Source organism: Sphingomonas sp., from assembly GCF_032114135.1.
Classification (GTDB): domain Bacteria; phylum Pseudomonadota; class Alphaproteobacteria; order Sphingomonadales; family Sphingomonadaceae; genus Sphingomonas.
In genome coordinates this window covers 545,117-560,406 of record NZ_DAMCTA010000001.1, presented here as the reverse complement: position 1 = coordinate 560,406, position 15,290 = coordinate 545,117, and the positions used below count along the sequence as shown (strand labels likewise).

Genomic DNA, 15,290 nt, shown 5'->3' with positions numbered 1-15,290 from the left:
TGCTTTTCTACAGTGTGTTGCTGCTATAGTACGGCTCTCGACCAGAGGGGACCGTAGGATGCTTGCACTGATGCTGATCGCCGCCATGCCGATGCCGGAGGCGGCGGTGCCCGACGGCTCCCGGCTCCGCGAAGGCAGCGCCTGCTATGCGCTGACCCGCGAGGGCAAGCCGATCGGCCAGACCTGGCAGCGCGTCCGCGCCGCGACGGACGGCGGCACCCCCGTCTGGGATATCATCGTCCACCAGCGCGTCGGCGACGGCAGGTTCGACATGCGCGACCATTTCGTCGTGCGGCGTAGCGACCTGCGGCCGCTGCGCATGGATAGCCGCCGCAACGGGGTGGAGCATGTCCGCGTCCGCTACAATGGCGCCTCGATCCAGGTAACGCGGCCGGACCATGCCGATACGCAGGTCTTGGCCCCCGGCGCTGTGTGGGACGGCAATCTCTGGGGCTTGACCTTCGCCGCATTGCCGCTGGCAGAGGGACAGACCTATGCGCTGCCCTTCTTCCAGTACGACAAGGGGCTGGGGCGCTTCACGCTCAAGGTGGTCGGCAGTGCGAAGGTCGATGCCCAGGATGCCTGGCTGGTGGATGCCGATGCTGGCAACGGTCGCATCGTCCGCTACCTGATCGGCAAGAACCCGGCGGCGGAACTGGGCACCGAAACCCCAATGTTCGGCCAGCGTCTCGGCGGCGATTGCAGCGCGCTGGCCGAACCCTGATCCGCTTGGATCAGGCGGTGAAGCGCTTGGTGAAGCCCTTGTGGGGCTTGTCCTCGGGTACCCCCTCGCTGTCGACATGCTCGACCCGGGCCATCGGCGGACCTTCACGGCAGGCCTCGACGAAAAGGCCGAGCGCGGTGTCTTCTCCGGCGGCGAGGATTTCGACCCGCCCGTCGCGCAGGTTGCGCACCCAACCGGTAAGCCCGCCGCGCTGTGCGGTCCGCACCACCCAGTCGCGATAGCCGACCCCCTGTACCCGTCCCGAAACCAGGATTCGCTGCTGCGCCATATGCTCCCTTTGTACACGCCCGCACTGTCGGGTCGCCAGTATCTGTAGCAGTCTGGGACAGATGGAAAGCGGGGCAGGGGAACGGTCCGCCGCAAACCCGGCAGACCCCGGCGCGTCAGGGATAGGTGATCGCTATCACTTCATATTCGCGCTCGCCCGCGGGGAGCGTGACGCGGCGCAGGTCGCCGATGCGCGCGCCGCGCAGCGCCCGGGCGAGCGGGGCGTTCCAGCCGACCAGCCCCTTGCCGGCATCGGCCTCGTCGTCGCCGACCAGCGTGAGCGTGCGGTGGTTGTCGTCCTCGTCGGCGATGGTCACGCAGGCGCCGAAGAACACGCCGCTGCGATCCTCCTGCCGGCTTGGATCGACGACCTTGGCTGCCTTCATCCGCCGGGCGAGGAAGCCCAGCCGCCGATCGATCTCGCGCAGCCGCTTGCGGCCGTAGATATAGTCGCCATTCTCCGAACGATCGCCATTGCCCGCCGCCCAGGAGATGGTCTCGACCAGCTTGGGGCGTTCCTGCCCGAACAGCTGGTCATACTCGGCCTTAAGCGCGGCATAGCCGGCGGGGGTGATATAGTTGGGGCGATCGTTCATGATCGGCCCGCGCTATCAGCCCGGCCGGCTCTTGCCCAGATACCAGCTGAGGTTCGCCGTCCCCTTGCTGCGCGCATAGGAGGGGTTCATCAGGTCGTAGACGACGGCGTTTTCCAGCACGCGCTGGACATAGTTCTTGGTCTCGAAGATCGGGATCTGCTCGATCCAGCGGACCATGTCGCCGCCGGGAAGGCGCGGGTCGCCATAGGCGTTGAGCCACTTGTTCACATTGCCGGGGCCGGCATTGTAGGCGGCGACCGCCAGCGGATAGCAGCCGCCGTAATAGTTCAGCATTCGCTGGAAGTAGCTAGAGCCGAGCTCGATATTGTAGTCGGTATCCGCATTGAGCGCGCCCGGATCGTAGCTCCTGCCGATCTTGAGCGAGGTCTCGCGCGCAGTGCCGGGCATCAACTGCATCAGCCCGCGGGCACCAGCGCGGCTGACCGCATCGCGGTTGAACTGGCTTTCCTGGCGGGCGATCGCGTGGATGATCGTCCAATAGTCGCGCTGCCCCTCGGGCACCTTCACCGACGGATAGCCCGCGGCGCTATAGTCCGACAGGCCGTTCTGGAGCGCGCTCCGCCCGACCATCACCCCCAGGTCCGGGCGGCCGAGCGTACGGCTGAGATCAGCGGCGAGGAGATGGTCGTCCTCGGTCGTCGCGTCCTCGGCGATCTTGCGGAGGAAAAGGCTCTGGTCACTGCGGTTGCCCATCTGGCCGAGCAGTTGGGCGGCGCGGACGAGCTCGCTGCGGTAGAAAGCGTCGCGCGCTCCGGGCGACGCCGTCTTGCCGGTGAGGTCGCGCGGACCACGGAGCGGCTGCCCCAAGCGCTCCACGGCGAGCTGGCCGTAGAACAGGTCGGGGAAGCCGCCGGCGCTGGCATAATAGGTGCGCGCGCTGGTCGCATTGCCCGCGGCTTCGGCGGCACGCCCCGCCCAGTACAGCCCCTTCGACTGGGTGCCCGGCGTCTTGGAGCCGTGTCCATAGCGGGCGAACATGGCAACCGCGTCATTCGGCCGCCCCAGATTGTACATCGCCACCGTCCCGGCGAGCCAGGTGAGGCTGGTATAATCGTCGCGCACCCCGAGCGAGAGGTCGCTGACATCGGTACCCGACGGGAAGGCGTCATCGACCTGCGAAGCGATGCGATAGGCCAAGTCGTATTGCCCGTCCGCCAGCGCACCGCGCGCGGCCGAAAGCAGCACCTCGTACCATTTCTCCGGATCGCCCGGGAAACCGGCCATGCGGCGCGGTTGGGCAAGGTAGGAGCGCATCAGCTGGCTCTGGCCGGTCTGCCCCAGCCAGCGCGCGCGATCGGCGATATAGCCATGGTCGGCGCCGCCGCGCGCATCGGCGAGGCTCGCCTTGGTCACCGCATCATAGGCGTTGGTGCGATAGGCGATGCGCGCATCGAACACCGGGCGAAGCTCGGGTGAGGTATAAACAAGTTGCCGCGTCGCGATGCTGGTCGCGCCCTGCCAGAGCAGCATGTCCTCGCGCGCGTCGTGATCGGCGGGGCGGAGCGCGGTGCCGAAGGTCGTGAGCAGCTTGCTCTCGTCGGCGGTGCGCAGGATGCCCGCGCGCCAGGCGCGGCGTGCCTGGTCCTCCGCCTCGGCGCGGCGGCCGGTGGCGGCGAGCGCCTCGGCATAGCGCAGCCGGCCGGCAGGCGTGATCGGCGGGAAGCGGGTGAAGAAGCGGACGGCGAGGTCCGGCATGGTCGCGCCGCTGTCGAGTATCGTCTCGGCGGCCGCGCGGCGGCTCTTTTCGCCAGGCCAGCCGGGATGCGCGAGCAGGAAATTGGCATAATCGGAAAAGGCGTAATTGTCCGACTGCTGCAGCCGCTTCCATTCGACCAGCGCGGTGCTCACCGGATCATATTGGGCCTGCGCCTGCGGCACGAAGCCACCCGCCAAGGCCGCCAGCATCGCAGGGGTCACCTGCGAGGAGGCCGCCAGTCCCGAAACACCGGCGAACACCAACGCGCCTTTGAGTACCGTACCGACCATGCTGGACATGATAGGAGATCGCACCGTATCTGCCACCCCGTTTCTACCGAAAAAAGAGGATGATTCCGCGCGATGTTTTCTGGATCGATCCCTGCGCTCGTCACGCCGTTCCGTAACGGCGCGTTCGCGGAGGAGGATTTCCGCGCGCTCGTCGAATGGCAGATTACCGAAGGCTCGTCGGCGCTGGTGCCCTGCGGCACCACCGGCGAGGCCGCGACCATGCCCAAGGACGAGCATTTCCACATCGTACGGGTCTGTGCCGACCAGGCGAAAGGCCGGGCAAAGATCCTCGCCGGCGCCGGCTCGAACGACACCAAGGTGGCGATCGACAACGTTCAGGCGGCAAAGGACGCCGGTGCCGACGCGGCGCTTATGGTGCCGCCTTATTACAACCGCCCAAGCCAGGAAGGCATTTTCCGTCACTTCGCCGCGGTGGCCGAGGCGACCGACCTGCCGATCGTGCTCTACAACGTCCCCGGCCGCACCGTCACCGACATCCAGCCCGCCACCATGGCGCGGATCGTGCAAGCGTTTCCGGAAACCTTCGTCGGCGTGAAGGACGCGACCGGCAGCCTCAGCCGCGTGTCCGAGCAGCGCTCGGGCTGCGGCACCGGCTTCGTCCAACTCTCGGGCAATGACGAGACCGCGCTGGCGTTCAACGCGATGGGGGGCGTCGGCTGCGTGTCCGTGACGGCGAACGTCGCCCCGAAGCTGTGTGCCGAGTTCCAGGCGGCCTGGGCCGCAGGCGACCACGCCAAGGCGCTGGCGCTCCACGACAAGCTCTATCCGCTGCACATCGCCATGTTCACCGATGCCTCGCCGGGGCCGGTGAAGTACGCGATGGGCCGGGTGCGTCCCGGCTTCCCGCAGGAATTGCGCCTGCCGATGACCGAAGCGGGCGAAGCGAGCCGAAAGGCCGTCGACGCTGCACTGGCGTTCGCCGGGCTGGCCTGAACTTCGAACCGGAGCGCCAACAAACGGCTGGCGCTCCGGGCAGACCGTCCCTACATCCCGCGGTCTTATGGCCCGTCCACGTCCCCAGGAATTCGACAAGGTAAAGACCGTCGCCGAGAACCGGCGCGCGCGTTTCGACTATTTCATCGAGCAGGTCTATGAGGCCGGCCTGGTGCTCACCGGCACCGAGGTGAAGTCGCTGCGCTTCGGCGAGGGTTCGATCGCCGAGGCCTATGCGGAGATCAAGAGCGACGCGGTTTGGCTGGTCAACGCCAACATCCCCGAGTTCAGCCACGGCAACCGCTTCAATCACGAGCCCAAGCGCCCGCGCAAGCTGCTGCTCAACGAGCGCCAGATCAACAAGCTGCACGGTGCCGTCGCCCGCGAGGGCATGACGCTGGTCCCGCTGTCGGTCTATTTCAACGGCAAGGGGCGTGCGAAGGTCGAGCTCGCGCTGGCGAAGGGCAAGAAGACGCATGACAAGCGCGAGACCATCAAGGAACGCGACTGGAAGCGCGAACAGTCGCGCATCCTCCGCGACCGCGGCTGAGATGGCCGCGCCGGGCCGCCTGCGTCGCCTGGCGGACAAGGCGATCCCCAGCCGAGAGTCGATTGCGACCAATCGCTGGCTGAAGCCCGTGGCGGGCCGGGTGATGCATGCGTCGCTGTGGCGCTTCACCCGCCGCTCGGTGCCGCGGGGCGTGGCGCTGGGCATGCTGACCGGCATCCTGGTGCCGATGGGGCAGATCCCGGCCTCCGCCATCCTCGCGCTCCCGTTGCGGGCGAACATCCCGGCCGCAGCCGCCACAACCTTTCTCACCAACCCCTTCACGACGCCGCCGCTGTGGATCGCCGCCTATGGCCTCGGCAGCTGGATGCTGGGCGTACATGTCGGGCGGGACGTATTCGAAGGGGATGCGGCGGCCTGGCTCGGCTGGCTGGTGCACCATGGCGGTCCCGCGCTGCTGACGGGACTGGTCACGCTGGCGGTGGCGTTTGCCGTGCTCGGCTATGTCGGCAGCGGTCTGCTGTGGCGCTGGTGGATCGTCCGCAAGCGAAAGCGCAGGCTGCAGCACCGCGGCACGGGCGTCTGATTTCGGGCACGGTGGCATCCGAACGGACGCGATCGGCGCTTGACGCTGAGACGGGGACGGAACAACGGTGAATCATGGCTAGTCTGCCCGACGCCGAACTGCCCAAGCCGTCGCTGCTGCTGCCGATCGCGGCAGTGGTGGTAACCGGCGTCGCGGCGGCCGGTGTCATTCTCGCCAGTCTCAACGATCGCGTCATCGCGATGGGTTTTCTTGCCGCGGCGTTGCTCGCAGCCGGGGTGATGCTGGCGATGGGGCGGCTGTTCCGATCGCCGACCACGAGCATCGAACGCTATACTGACTGGGCAATCGCGCATGCGCTGGCCTCGGCGAGCGACGATGCGCTGGCGGTGACCGACCGCAGCGGCCGCCTGGTTTGCGCCAATCCGCGCTACGAGGCGCTGTTCGGCGGGTGGCCCACCCCGCCCAGCCTGCCGATCGGCGAAGATGGCGAGCGCGCGTTGGGCGCTTGTGCCCGTGCCGCTTGGCGCGACGGCGAAAGCCGGTGCAGCGACATCCAGGTATTCGGCGCGCAGGTGGCGGTGCGCGTCGTGCGCGTCGGCGACGAATCACTGGTGTGGCGCTTCATCGGCATCCACGCGCTCGATCTTGCCGTGCAGGTGCAGGGACTGCTTGCGGGACCGACCGGCGATCGGCTGGGCGGGGCAGGGGTGATGGTAGTGCTGGTCGCGCCCGATGGCCGTATCCGCTCGGCCAATCGCGTGTTCCGCTACCGAGCGCTCGGCAGCGCCGATGCCATCACCGATGGCCGCGACTTCGCCAGGCTGCTCATCACCGACTCGATCGGCCAGGTGCGATTCGAGCGGGAAGGCATGGAAGGTACGCCGCTCCGCGTGCTGCAGATCCCGTTCCTCGAAGGCGACGAGGCTCCGCTGCTCGTGGCGCTGCTCGATGAGGAGCCGACCGCGATTGCCAGCCCGGCGCTTGCCGGCAGCGCCTCGGCGCATGTGCATTCGCTGATCTCGCTGCTCCCCACGGGTCTCGCGCTGATCGACCGCGATGGCCGCTTCCTGACGATGAACGATGCGTTCGTCCGCACGGCGCGGGTTCATCCCGCTGCCCCGCCGCTGTATCCGGGCGATCTGGTGGTGCGCGAGGACAAGGCGACGCTGGCGGACGCGGTCCGGCGGTTCGCCGGCGGTGCGCCGCAGTCGCTCGAGATCACCGTCCGGCTGAAGGATGCGGCGGAAGAGCCGGTGGCGATCACCATTGCCGGCGCGCGCGGGCTGGGTGATGCGGCCGTGCTGCTAAGTCTGCGAGACTCGGGCGAGGAGGGCAAGCTCAAGCGCCAGATCGCCCAGGCGACCAAGATGCAGGCGGTGGGCCAGCTCGCCGGCGGCGTCGCGCACGACTTCAACAACATCCTGACGGCGATCATCGGGCACTGCGACCTGATGCTCATGCGCCATTCGCCCGGCGACAGCGACTATGACGATATCCAGCAGATCCGCGCCAACTCGAATCGCGCTGCCAGCCTGACCCGCCAGCTGCTTGCCTTCTCGCGCCAGCAGACGCTGCGCCCGCAGGTGCTGCAGCTGCCCGACATCATCTCCGAGGTTTCCAACCTGCTCAAGCGGCTGCTCGGCGAGACGGTGTCGCTCGACGTCAAGCATGGTCGCAACCTCGGTCCGGTGCGCGCCGATCCGGGGCAGCTCGAACAGGTAGTGGTCAACCTCGCGGTCAACGCACGCGACTCGATGATCAGCAAGAATCCCAGTGGCGGCGGGTCGCTGACGATCGAGACGCTCGCGGTCTCCTCCGCCGATGTCCGGCGGATGGACGACGACGTGCTGCCCGTGGGCGACTATACCGCGCTGCGCATTTCGGACACCGGCACCGGCATTCCGCCCGAAATCCTTCCGAAGATCTGGGAGCCGTTCTTCACCACCAAGGAAGTGGGCAAGGGGACGGGGCTGGGCCTTTCCACGGTCTACGGCATCATCAAGCAGTCGGGCGGGTATATCTTTGCCGAGAACAATCCGGGCGGGGGCGGTGCATCGTTCACCATCTATCTTCCGGTGCATACCGCGCCCGAGGCGGCGGTGGCCAAGCTGCCGGTGATCAAGGAAAAGCCTGCCGATCTCTGGGGCACCGGCACCATCCTCGTCGTCGAGGACGAGGACATGGTCCGCGCCATCGCCGAGCGCGCGTTGACCCGGCAGGGCTATTCGGTGGTCACCGCCGAAAATGGTGAAGTCGCGCTTGAAACGATCGAGACGATGGACAAGCCCGATCTGCTGGTGTCCGATGTCGTCATGCCGGTGATGGATGGGCCCAGCATGGCACGCAAGGTCCGCGAGCGCTGGCCCGACCTTCCGATCCTGTTCATGTCCGGCTATGCCGAGGAACAATTGCGCCGCTCGATCGATCTCGACAATGTCGCCTTTCTCCCGAAACCCTTTTCTGTGCAACAACTTGCAGAAGCGGTTCAGGAGATCCTGGTGGCCAAATAAGTGCTTGGCACGAAACAATTTTTCCTGCAAAGGGGGCAGCATGCAGGGTCCGCGTAACATTCTCATCGTCGAAGACGAGCCGTTGATCGCCATGATGCTCGAGGATTTCCTCGATGCGCTTGACCGCGTGCCCGCGGGCACTGCCGACAATGTCGCCGAGGCGCTCGACCGGATCGGCGCCGGCGGTATCGACGCGGCAATCCTCGACGTCAATTTGCGCGGCGGCGAGCAGAGCTGGCCGATCGCCGACAGGCTCGCCGAGCTGGGCATCCCGTTCGTGCTCGCGACCGGCGGTGCCGACGACAGCATTGCGCAATCGCATCGCGACCGCCCGGTGCTGTCCAAGCCGTTCACGCTGGACCGTGTCGACAAGGTGCTCAGCAACCTTAGCTGAGCAGGCGCCCAAGGGTTGTGCGCAGGGCAGGGGCGACGCTAAAGCCCCTGCATCATGACCGAACTCCCCAAGACCTTCGACCCCGCCGAAATCGAATCCCGCTGGTACGCCCATTGGGAAGACGAAGGCCTGTTCCGCCCCGAGCGCAAGGGCGCCGAGCCCTGGACGATCGTCAACCCGCCGCCCAACGTGACGGGCAGCCTGCACATCGGCCACGCGCTCGACAACACGCTGCAGGACATCCTCGTCCGCCACGCGCGGCTGAAGGGCAAGGACGCACGCTGGGTGGTCGGCACCGACCATGCCGGCATCGCGACGCAGATGGTGGTCGAGCGCCAGCTCAATGCCGCGGGGCAGAAGCGCACCGACTTCACCCGCGAGGCGTTCGTCGACAAGGTGTGGGAGTGGAAGGCCGAGAGCGGCGGCCAGATCACCGGCCAGCTGCGCCGGCTCGGCTGCTCGATGGACTGGGCGAACGAGCGCTTCACCATGGACGAGGGCTTCTCCAAGGCCGTCCTCAAGGTGTTCGTCGAGCTCCACCGCCAGGGCCTGCTCTATCGCGACAAAAGGCTGGTGAACTGGGATCCGGGCCTCGGCACCGCGATCTCCGACCTCGAGGTCGAGACCAAGGAAGTCCGCGGCAATTTCTGGCACCTGCGCTATCCGCTCGCGGACGGCTCGGGCTTCATCCAGGTCGCGACGACGCGGCCCGAGACGATGCTGGCCGACATGGCGGTCGCCGTGCACCCCGAGGACGAACGCTACAAGGCGCTGATCGGCAAACAGGTCAAGCTGCCGATCACCGGCCGCCTGATCCCGATCGTCGGCGACGAGCATGCCGATCCGGCGCTCGGCTCGGGCGCGGTGAAGATCACGCCGGGGCATGATTTCAACGACTTCGAGGTGGGTGTTCGCGCGGGCATCAAGGCCGGCGAGATGCTCAACATGCTCGATGCCAAGGCGGCGATCTGCCAGACCCAGGACGGGCTGGTGCCCGCCGAGCTGGTCGGGCTCGACCGCTTCGAGGCGCGCAAGGCGATTGTCGCGCGGCTGAAGGACGAGGGCTTCCTCGTACCCTTCATCGACAAGGAAGGCGCCGAGCACGACGCCGAGCCGCGCACCATCCAGACGCCCTATGGCGATCGTTCGGGCCAGGTGATCGAGCCGTGGCTGACCGACCAATGGTATGTCGATGCCGCGACGCTCGCCAAGCCGGCGATCAAGGCGGTCCGCTCGGGCGCGACGAAGATCGTGCCGAAGAGCTGGGAAAAGACCTATTTCAACTGGATGGAGAACATCCAGCCCTGGTGCGTCAGCCGCCAGCTCTGGTGGGGGCATCGCATCCCGGCCTGGTTCGATGCGGACGGCAAAGCCTATGTCGCCGAGACCGAGGAAGAGGCGCGGGCGCAGGCGGGCGAGGGCGTTGCGCTCACCCGCGATCCCGACGTGCTCGACACCTGGTTCTCCTCGGCGCTGTGGCCGTTCGCGACGCTCGGCTGGCCGGAGAATAGCGACCCGACGCTCGGCGGTCGCTACTCGAACGACGTGCTCATTTCCGGCTTCGACATCCTGTTCTTCTGGGATGCGCGGATGATGATGCAGGGTTTGCACTTCATGAAGGAAGTGCCGTTCAAGACCTTGTATCTGCACGGACTTGTCCGCGCGGCCGACGGCCAGAAGATGTCCAAGTCCAAGGGCAACACGGTCGATCCGCTCGGCATGATCGACAAATACGGCGCCGATGCGTTGCGCTTCTTCATGGCGGCGATGGAAAGCCAGGGCCGCGACATCAAGATGGATGAGAAGCGGCTCGAGGGTTATCGCAACTTCGCGACCAAGCTGTGGAACGCCGCGCGCTTCTGCCAGGCCAACGGCATCGCGGCGAGCAAGCATCTTGAGGCGCCGACTGCAGAACTGGCGGTAAACCGCTGGGTTATCGCGGAAACCATTGCGACGGTGCAGGCGCTGGATCTGGCGCTGGCCGATCTCCGCTTCGACGAGGCGGCGAACGGCATTTACCAGTTCGTCTGGAGCCGCTTCTGCGACTGGTATCTCGAGCTGATCAAGCCGGTGCTGCAGGGCGAGGGCGTTGCTGCTGCGGACGCGGAAGAGACCCGCGCTGTCGCCGGCTGGGCGCTCGACCAGATCCTCGTCATGCTCCACCCGTTCATGCCCTTCATCACCGAAGAGCTGTGGTCGAAGATGGGCCCGCGCGACCACGACCTGATCGTCGCCAAGTGGCCGATGGCGGATGCGCGGGCGCTCGATCCGTCGGCGGCGCAGGAGATCGACTGGCTGATCCGGCTGGTGAACGAGATCCGCGCGGCGCGGACCGAGCTCAACGTGCCGCCGGGCGCGCGTCTGGCGCTGCACATCCGCGATGCGTCGGCGGAGACGGTTGCGCGTCTGGCGCGGCAGGAAGCGGCATTGGGCCGCCTTGGTCGCGTCGACCAAGCGCAGGGCGATGCGCCGGCCGGCGGCGCGCTGCAACTCGTCGTCGACGAAGCGACGTTCGTGATGCCGCTGGGCGATGTGGTCGATCTGGAGGCCGAGCGTGCCCGCCTCACCAAGGCGATTGCCGCGGCCGCGAAGGAGCGCGATGGGCTTGCCGGGCGTCTCGGCAATCCGAGCTTCGTCGAGCGGGCCAAGCCCGAGGCGGTCGAGAAGGCGCGGGCGGATCATGCCGAGAAGGCGGCCGAGGCCGAGCGGCTATCGGCGGCGCTGGCGCGGTTGGGGTAATTTCCAGCCCGACTCACCCTCACCCTTCCGCCGCTTTGCGGCTCCCTCCCTCTCCTGCCTGCGGGAGAGGGAGGGGCCCAACGCGCTAGCGATGGGAGGGTGAGGGGGGCTTCCTAGTCGGAAACCGGCACCATCACCTCTATCACCGCCGGCGCGACTTTGGCCGTCACCGGCGTCTTGGCCAGCACTTCGCCGTCGATCGAGATCGGCAGCGACGGCTCGGTCGCCACCCGCAGCGACGTGCCACGGAACGTCACTGTGTCCTCCTTGCGCGCTTCGAGCCGCAGCACCGACGCCGCCCAGTTGCGCACCAGCCGCGACTTGGTCGGGCCCTTCACCACCTGGACGACGATCTCGCCCGAGGCGACGCCGGCCTCGTCGACCAGTTCGGTGCCCCCATGGAACGGCCCGTTCGAGATCCGCACCTCGACTGCGCGCAGGCGCTGCGCATTCGCACCCTCGCCGACGATCACCGTGAACGGACGGAACTTGACGAACTGCAGCGCCGCCCAGCTGAGATAGCCCATCCGCCCGAACCAGCGCTTGGCGTTGTGCGGCACGGTCTCGGCGATCTGCGGCGAGAGACCGATCGCGGCGGTGCTGGCGTAATAATCGTCGTCGATCATGCCGAGGTCGATCCGCTTCGGCCGCCCCTGCAGGATCGCGTCTATCGCGCCGTCGACATCGAGTGCGATGCCGAGCGAGCGCGCGAAGCTGTTCGCGGTGCCGAGCGGCAGCACCCCCAGCGTCACGCCCTTGCCCACCAGCTTGTCGACCAGCCCGCTGATCGTGCCATCGCCACCGCCCAGGATCACCAGCTCGGGCTTCTTCGCCAGCACTTCGTCGAGTACCTTCTCCAGCCGATCGGGGTCGTCGACGGCATGGGCGTCGACGGGCATGTCCTGCTCGCCAAAGCGGGCGCAGGCGCGGTCGAACCAGTCCTGGCCGTGACGGGACTTGGTGTTGACGACCATCGCCGCCGATTTGAATGCCATGGGAGACCCTCGATTGATGACGGAAGCGTAACGCCCGCTCGCACCGATCGGGTCCATGCCTCCTGTTCCAGCGGACAGGTGGCCCAACTTTGAACTTGCGCGTTTGTGCGCCTATGACATCTCCCGTGCTGCTGTGGTTTCGCCGCGACCTCCGCCTTGCCGATCAACCCGCGCTCGTCGCCGCGGCCTCCGAGGGGACGGTGATCCCGGTCTATGTGCTCGACGACGAGATGGCGAAGCACCGCGCGATGGGCGGCGCCTCGCGCTGGTGGCTGCACCACAGCCTCGAAGCGCTGGACGCCGCGCTGCGGGATAAAGGATCGCGATTGATCCTGCGCCGAGGCAAGAGCCACGAGGAATTGGCGCGGTTGGCCGAGGAAACCGGCGCGACGACCGTCCACTGCATCCGCCATTACGAACCCTGGTGGCGCAATGCGGAACGCGCGGTATCGCAGAAGCTGACGCTGTGCTGCCACGACGGCAATTACCTGCTGCCCCCCGGCGTGGTGACGACCGGGGCGGGCAAGCCTTACAAGATCTTCACGCCCTTTTATCGCGCGCTGCGCGAGCGCTTGCCCCCGGCGGCGCCGCTGCGGGTACCGCAAAAGATCGGTGCGCCGTCCAAATGGCCGAAAAGCGACTCACTGGAGGACTGGGGGCTGCTCCCGACCGCACCGGATTGGGCCGAGGGTTTCCGCGAGGAATGGACGCCGGGCGAGGCGGGGGCGGGTAAGCGGCTGCGGCGCTTCGAGGACCACGCCGCCGGCTATGACGACACGCGCAACCTGCCCTCGATCGAGGGCAGCTCGCGCCTCTCGCCGCACCTGCACTTCGGCGAAGTCTCGCCGGCGCAGGTCTGGCATGCGGTTGCGGATGCCGGCGGGCAGGTGGAGGAGTATCTGCGCGAACTGGGCTGGCGCGATTTCACCCAGAACCTGATCTGCCAGTTTCCCGATTATGCCACGAAAAACGGTCGCCCCGCCTTCGACAAGCTCGAATGGCGGTCCGGCAAGGCGGCCAAGGCGGACCTCCGCGCCTGGCAGCGCGGGCAGACCGGCTATCCGATCGTCGATGCGGGCATGCGCCAGCTCTGGGCAACCGGCTGGATGCACAATCGCGTGCGGATGATCGCGGCCAGCTTCCTGATCAAGCATCTGCTGATCGACTGGCGCGAGGGCGAGCGCTGGTTCTGGGACACGCTGGTCGACGCCGATTACGGCAACAACACGGTCAACTGGCAATGGGTCTCGGGCTCGGGCGTCGATTCGAGCCAGTGGAGCCGGGTGATGGCGCCGCTCACCCAGTCCGAGAAGTTCGATGCGGCAGGCTATATCCGGCAATGGGTACCCGAACTCGCCAAGCTGCCCGACGCCGCGATCCACGATCCCGATGCGGCGGGATGCCGCCCGGCCGCCTATCCGCCCAAGCGCATCGACCACCGCGAGGCGCGGGAGCGCGCGCTCGCGGCGGGCCGGGCAGTCCGCTGAAAAGGGTCAGCCGCAGCGGGCGTCGGTGATGGCGCCGGCGGCGTTGACGTGCAGGTTGAGCCGGTCGACGCGGAAGTCCATCGTCACCGCCGAGCCCGGCTCAACCCAACGCGCGCGCTTGGCGCCCGAACGGGCCAGCGCATCGGCCTCGATCGCAGGCGAGCGCTGCTTGCTCTTGAGGTCCTGCACCCGGTTGGCGTCGCATTCGACCATCGCCGGTAGCGGCTCGGCCTTTTTCTGCGGCGCGCAGCCGGCAGCCGCGCCCGCCAATGCGACAAGGGTGAGAGCGCGGATCATGCCGGATCCTCCGCGCGGGTCATCTTGAGCTTGCCGTTGCGCACCGCGAATCCCAGCTGGCCTTCCACCAGCGCCAGCGCATCGCGTCCGAACTGTTCGTAGCGCCAGCCTTCGAGGATCGGCAGGTCCTTGCGCACTCCGGAGGCGAGCGCTTCGAGGTCCTCAGAACGCGCCAGCAAACGGGGGGCTACATTCACTTCCTTCGCGCGGATCTTGAGCAGCAGCTTGAGCAGGTCGGCGACCAGCGCGCCGTCCTTGCCCAGCGACGGCTTGCGCTCCTCGCGGCCGGGCATCTCATCGGCGGGCATCGGCTTGGACTCGGCGATCGCCGCCATCATCCGCCCGCCAATGTCGTTCCCCGCCCAGGCGGCGGAGAGACCGCGTACCTTGGCGAGATCGCTCTGCTTGCGCGGCGGGTTGGCGGCGATGTCGGCCAGCGTTTCGTCCTTGACGATGCGGCCGCGCGGCAGGTCCTTGCCCTGCGCTTCCAGCTCGCGCCACCGGGCGAGTGCCTTCAGGCGGCCGAGCACCTCGGGCTTGCGGCTGTTGATGCGGACGCGCTGCCATACCTGGTCGGGATCGTTGCGGTAATTCTCGGGATCCGAGATCCGCTCCATCTCCTGGTTAAGCCATACGCCGCGACCCGACTTGCGCAGCTTTTCCAGCATTTTGGGGAAGATTGCGGAAAGGTGGGTCACGTCGGCGATGGCATAGTCGATCTGGCGCTTGTCCAGCGGGCGGCGCGCCCAGTCGGTAAAGCGGGCGCCCTTGTCGACGACGATGCCGAGATAGGTGTCGACGAGGTTGGAATAGCCGATCTGCTCGCCCTGGCCGAGCGCCATTGCGGCGATCTGGGTGTCGAACATCGGGTGCGGGGTCTTGCCGGTGAGGTTGTAGACGATTTCGATGTCCTGGCCGCCGGCGTGGAAAACCTTCAGGACGTCCTCGTTGTCGACCATCAGTTCGAGCAGAGGACCCATGTCGAGGTCGGGGGCCATCGGATCGATCGCCGCGGCCTCCTTGTCGTTGGCCACCTGGATCAGGCAGAGCTCTGGCCAGTAGCTGTTTTCGCGCATGAACTCGGTGTCGACCGTGATGAAGTCGGACTTCGCGAGGCGTTTGCAGAGTTCGGCGAGGGTGACGCTGTCTTCGATCAGACCATGAATGTGCATCCAACGCCCATATACCGGTCTTCGGGTTGACAAAAGTGGGGTGTGACCGGAATGCGCGCGGTCATAGTGTTT

The 15,290-nt window shown here is 67.0% G+C and carries 14 protein-coding genes; 8 read left to right on the top strand and 6 right to left on the bottom strand.

Going from position 1 to position 15,290, the window contains the following annotated elements; genetic code table 11:
- Nucleotides 1-58: 58 nt before the first annotated feature.
- On the top strand, nucleotides 59-724 hold the full coding sequence (locus RT655_RS02730) for a hypothetical protein (RefSeq protein WP_313534852.1): 666 nt from the start codon (nucleotides 59-61) through the stop codon (nucleotides 722-724).
- Nucleotides 725-734: 10 nt separating this feature from the next.
- Here RT655_RS02730 and RT655_RS02725 read toward each other — a convergent pair whose 3' ends face one another.
- The 3 genes from RT655_RS02725 to RT655_RS02715 all read right to left on the bottom strand — a co-directional run bounded on the left by RT655_RS02725 (nucleotide 735) and on the right by RT655_RS02715 (nucleotide 3,615).
- Nucleotides 735-1,013 carry an acylphosphatase gene (locus RT655_RS02725; protein ID WP_313534851.1) on the bottom strand — a complete coding sequence of 93 codons (279 nt, stop codon included), beginning with the start codon at nucleotides 1,011-1,013 and terminating at the stop codon, nucleotides 735-737.
- A gap of 115 nt (nucleotides 1,014-1,128) precedes the next feature.
- Nucleotides 1,129-1,608 (bottom strand): transcription elongation factor GreB, encoded by a 480-nt coding sequence (gene greB / locus RT655_RS02720; RefSeq protein ID WP_313534850.1) that lies wholly within the window; start codon nucleotides 1,606-1,608, stop codon nucleotides 1,129-1,131.
- A gap of 15 nt (nucleotides 1,609-1,623) precedes the next feature.
- The gene (locus RT655_RS02715; RefSeq protein WP_409530256.1) at nucleotides 1,624-3,615 is read right to left on the bottom strand and encodes a transglycosylase SLT domain-containing protein; all 1,992 of its coding nucleotides are present in this window, start codon (nucleotides 3,613-3,615) and stop codon (nucleotides 1,624-1,626) included.
- Between the two features lie 72 nt (nucleotides 3,616-3,687).
- Here RT655_RS02715 and dapA point away from each other — a divergent pair, with 72 nt between their 5' ends.
- From dapA to RT655_RS02685, 6 genes are all read left to right on the top strand, one after another.
- Nucleotides 3,688-4,569 (top strand): 4-hydroxy-tetrahydrodipicolinate synthase, encoded by an 882-nt coding sequence (dapA, locus tag RT655_RS02710; RefSeq protein WP_313534848.1) that lies wholly within the window; start codon nucleotides 3,688-3,690, stop codon nucleotides 4,567-4,569.
- Nucleotides 4,570-4,636: 67 nt separating this feature from the next.
- Entirely contained in the window at nucleotides 4,637-5,119 is a 483-nt protein-coding gene (gene smpB, locus RT655_RS02705) for an SsrA-binding protein SmpB (protein WP_141985574.1), read from the top strand.
- Nucleotide 5,120: 1 nt separating this feature from the next.
- Nucleotides 5,121-5,663 carry a DUF2062 domain-containing protein gene (locus RT655_RS02700; protein WP_313534847.1) on the top strand — a complete coding sequence of 181 codons (543 nt, stop codon included), beginning with the start codon at nucleotides 5,121-5,123 and terminating at the stop codon, nucleotides 5,661-5,663.
- Nucleotides 5,664-5,737: 74 nt separating this feature from the next.
- A complete protein-coding gene (locus RT655_RS02695; RefSeq protein WP_313534846.1) occupies nucleotides 5,738-8,134 on the top strand; it encodes a response regulator in 2,397 nt (798 codons plus the stop codon).
- A gap of 40 nt (nucleotides 8,135-8,174) precedes the next feature.
- Entirely contained in the window at nucleotides 8,175-8,528 is a 354-nt protein-coding gene (locus RT655_RS02690; protein WP_313534845.1) for a response regulator, read from the top strand.
- A 54-nt stretch (nucleotides 8,529-8,582) separates the two neighbouring features.
- Nucleotides 8,583-11,267, top strand: coding sequence for a valine--tRNA ligase (locus tag RT655_RS02685; protein WP_313534844.1), 2,685 nt, complete (start codon nucleotides 8,583-8,585; stop codon nucleotides 11,265-11,267).
- 113 nt (nucleotides 11,268-11,380) lie between these two features.
- On the opposite strand, the gene RT655_RS02680 is transcribed toward RT655_RS02685, so the two are convergent.
- Nucleotides 11,381-12,262 carry a diacylglycerol kinase family protein gene (locus RT655_RS02680; protein ID WP_313534843.1) on the bottom strand — a complete coding sequence of 294 codons (882 nt, stop codon included), beginning with the start codon at nucleotides 12,260-12,262 and terminating at the stop codon, nucleotides 11,381-11,383.
- 113 nt (nucleotides 12,263-12,375) lie between these two features.
- On the opposite strand from RT655_RS02680, the gene RT655_RS02675 reads away from it, so the two are divergent.
- Nucleotides 12,376-13,749, top strand: a complete 1,374-nt coding sequence (locus RT655_RS02675; RefSeq protein ID WP_313534842.1) for a deoxyribodipyrimidine photo-lyase — start codon at nucleotides 12,376-12,378, stop codon at nucleotides 13,747-13,749.
- Nucleotides 13,750-13,755: 6 nt separating this feature from the next.
- Here the strand turns inward: RT655_RS02675 and RT655_RS02670 are convergent, their stop codons facing one another.
- Nucleotides 13,756-14,046, bottom strand: a complete 291-nt coding sequence (locus RT655_RS02670) for an I78 family peptidase inhibitor (RefSeq protein ID WP_313534840.1) — start codon at nucleotides 14,044-14,046, stop codon at nucleotides 13,756-13,758.
- Nucleotides 14,043-15,218, bottom strand: a complete 1,176-nt coding sequence (rnd, locus tag RT655_RS02665; RefSeq protein WP_313534839.1) for a ribonuclease D — start codon at nucleotides 15,216-15,218, stop codon at nucleotides 14,043-14,045. The genes RT655_RS02670 and rnd overlap by 4 nt, the downstream gene beginning before the upstream one ends.
- Nucleotides 15,219-15,290 lie beyond the last annotated feature (72 nt).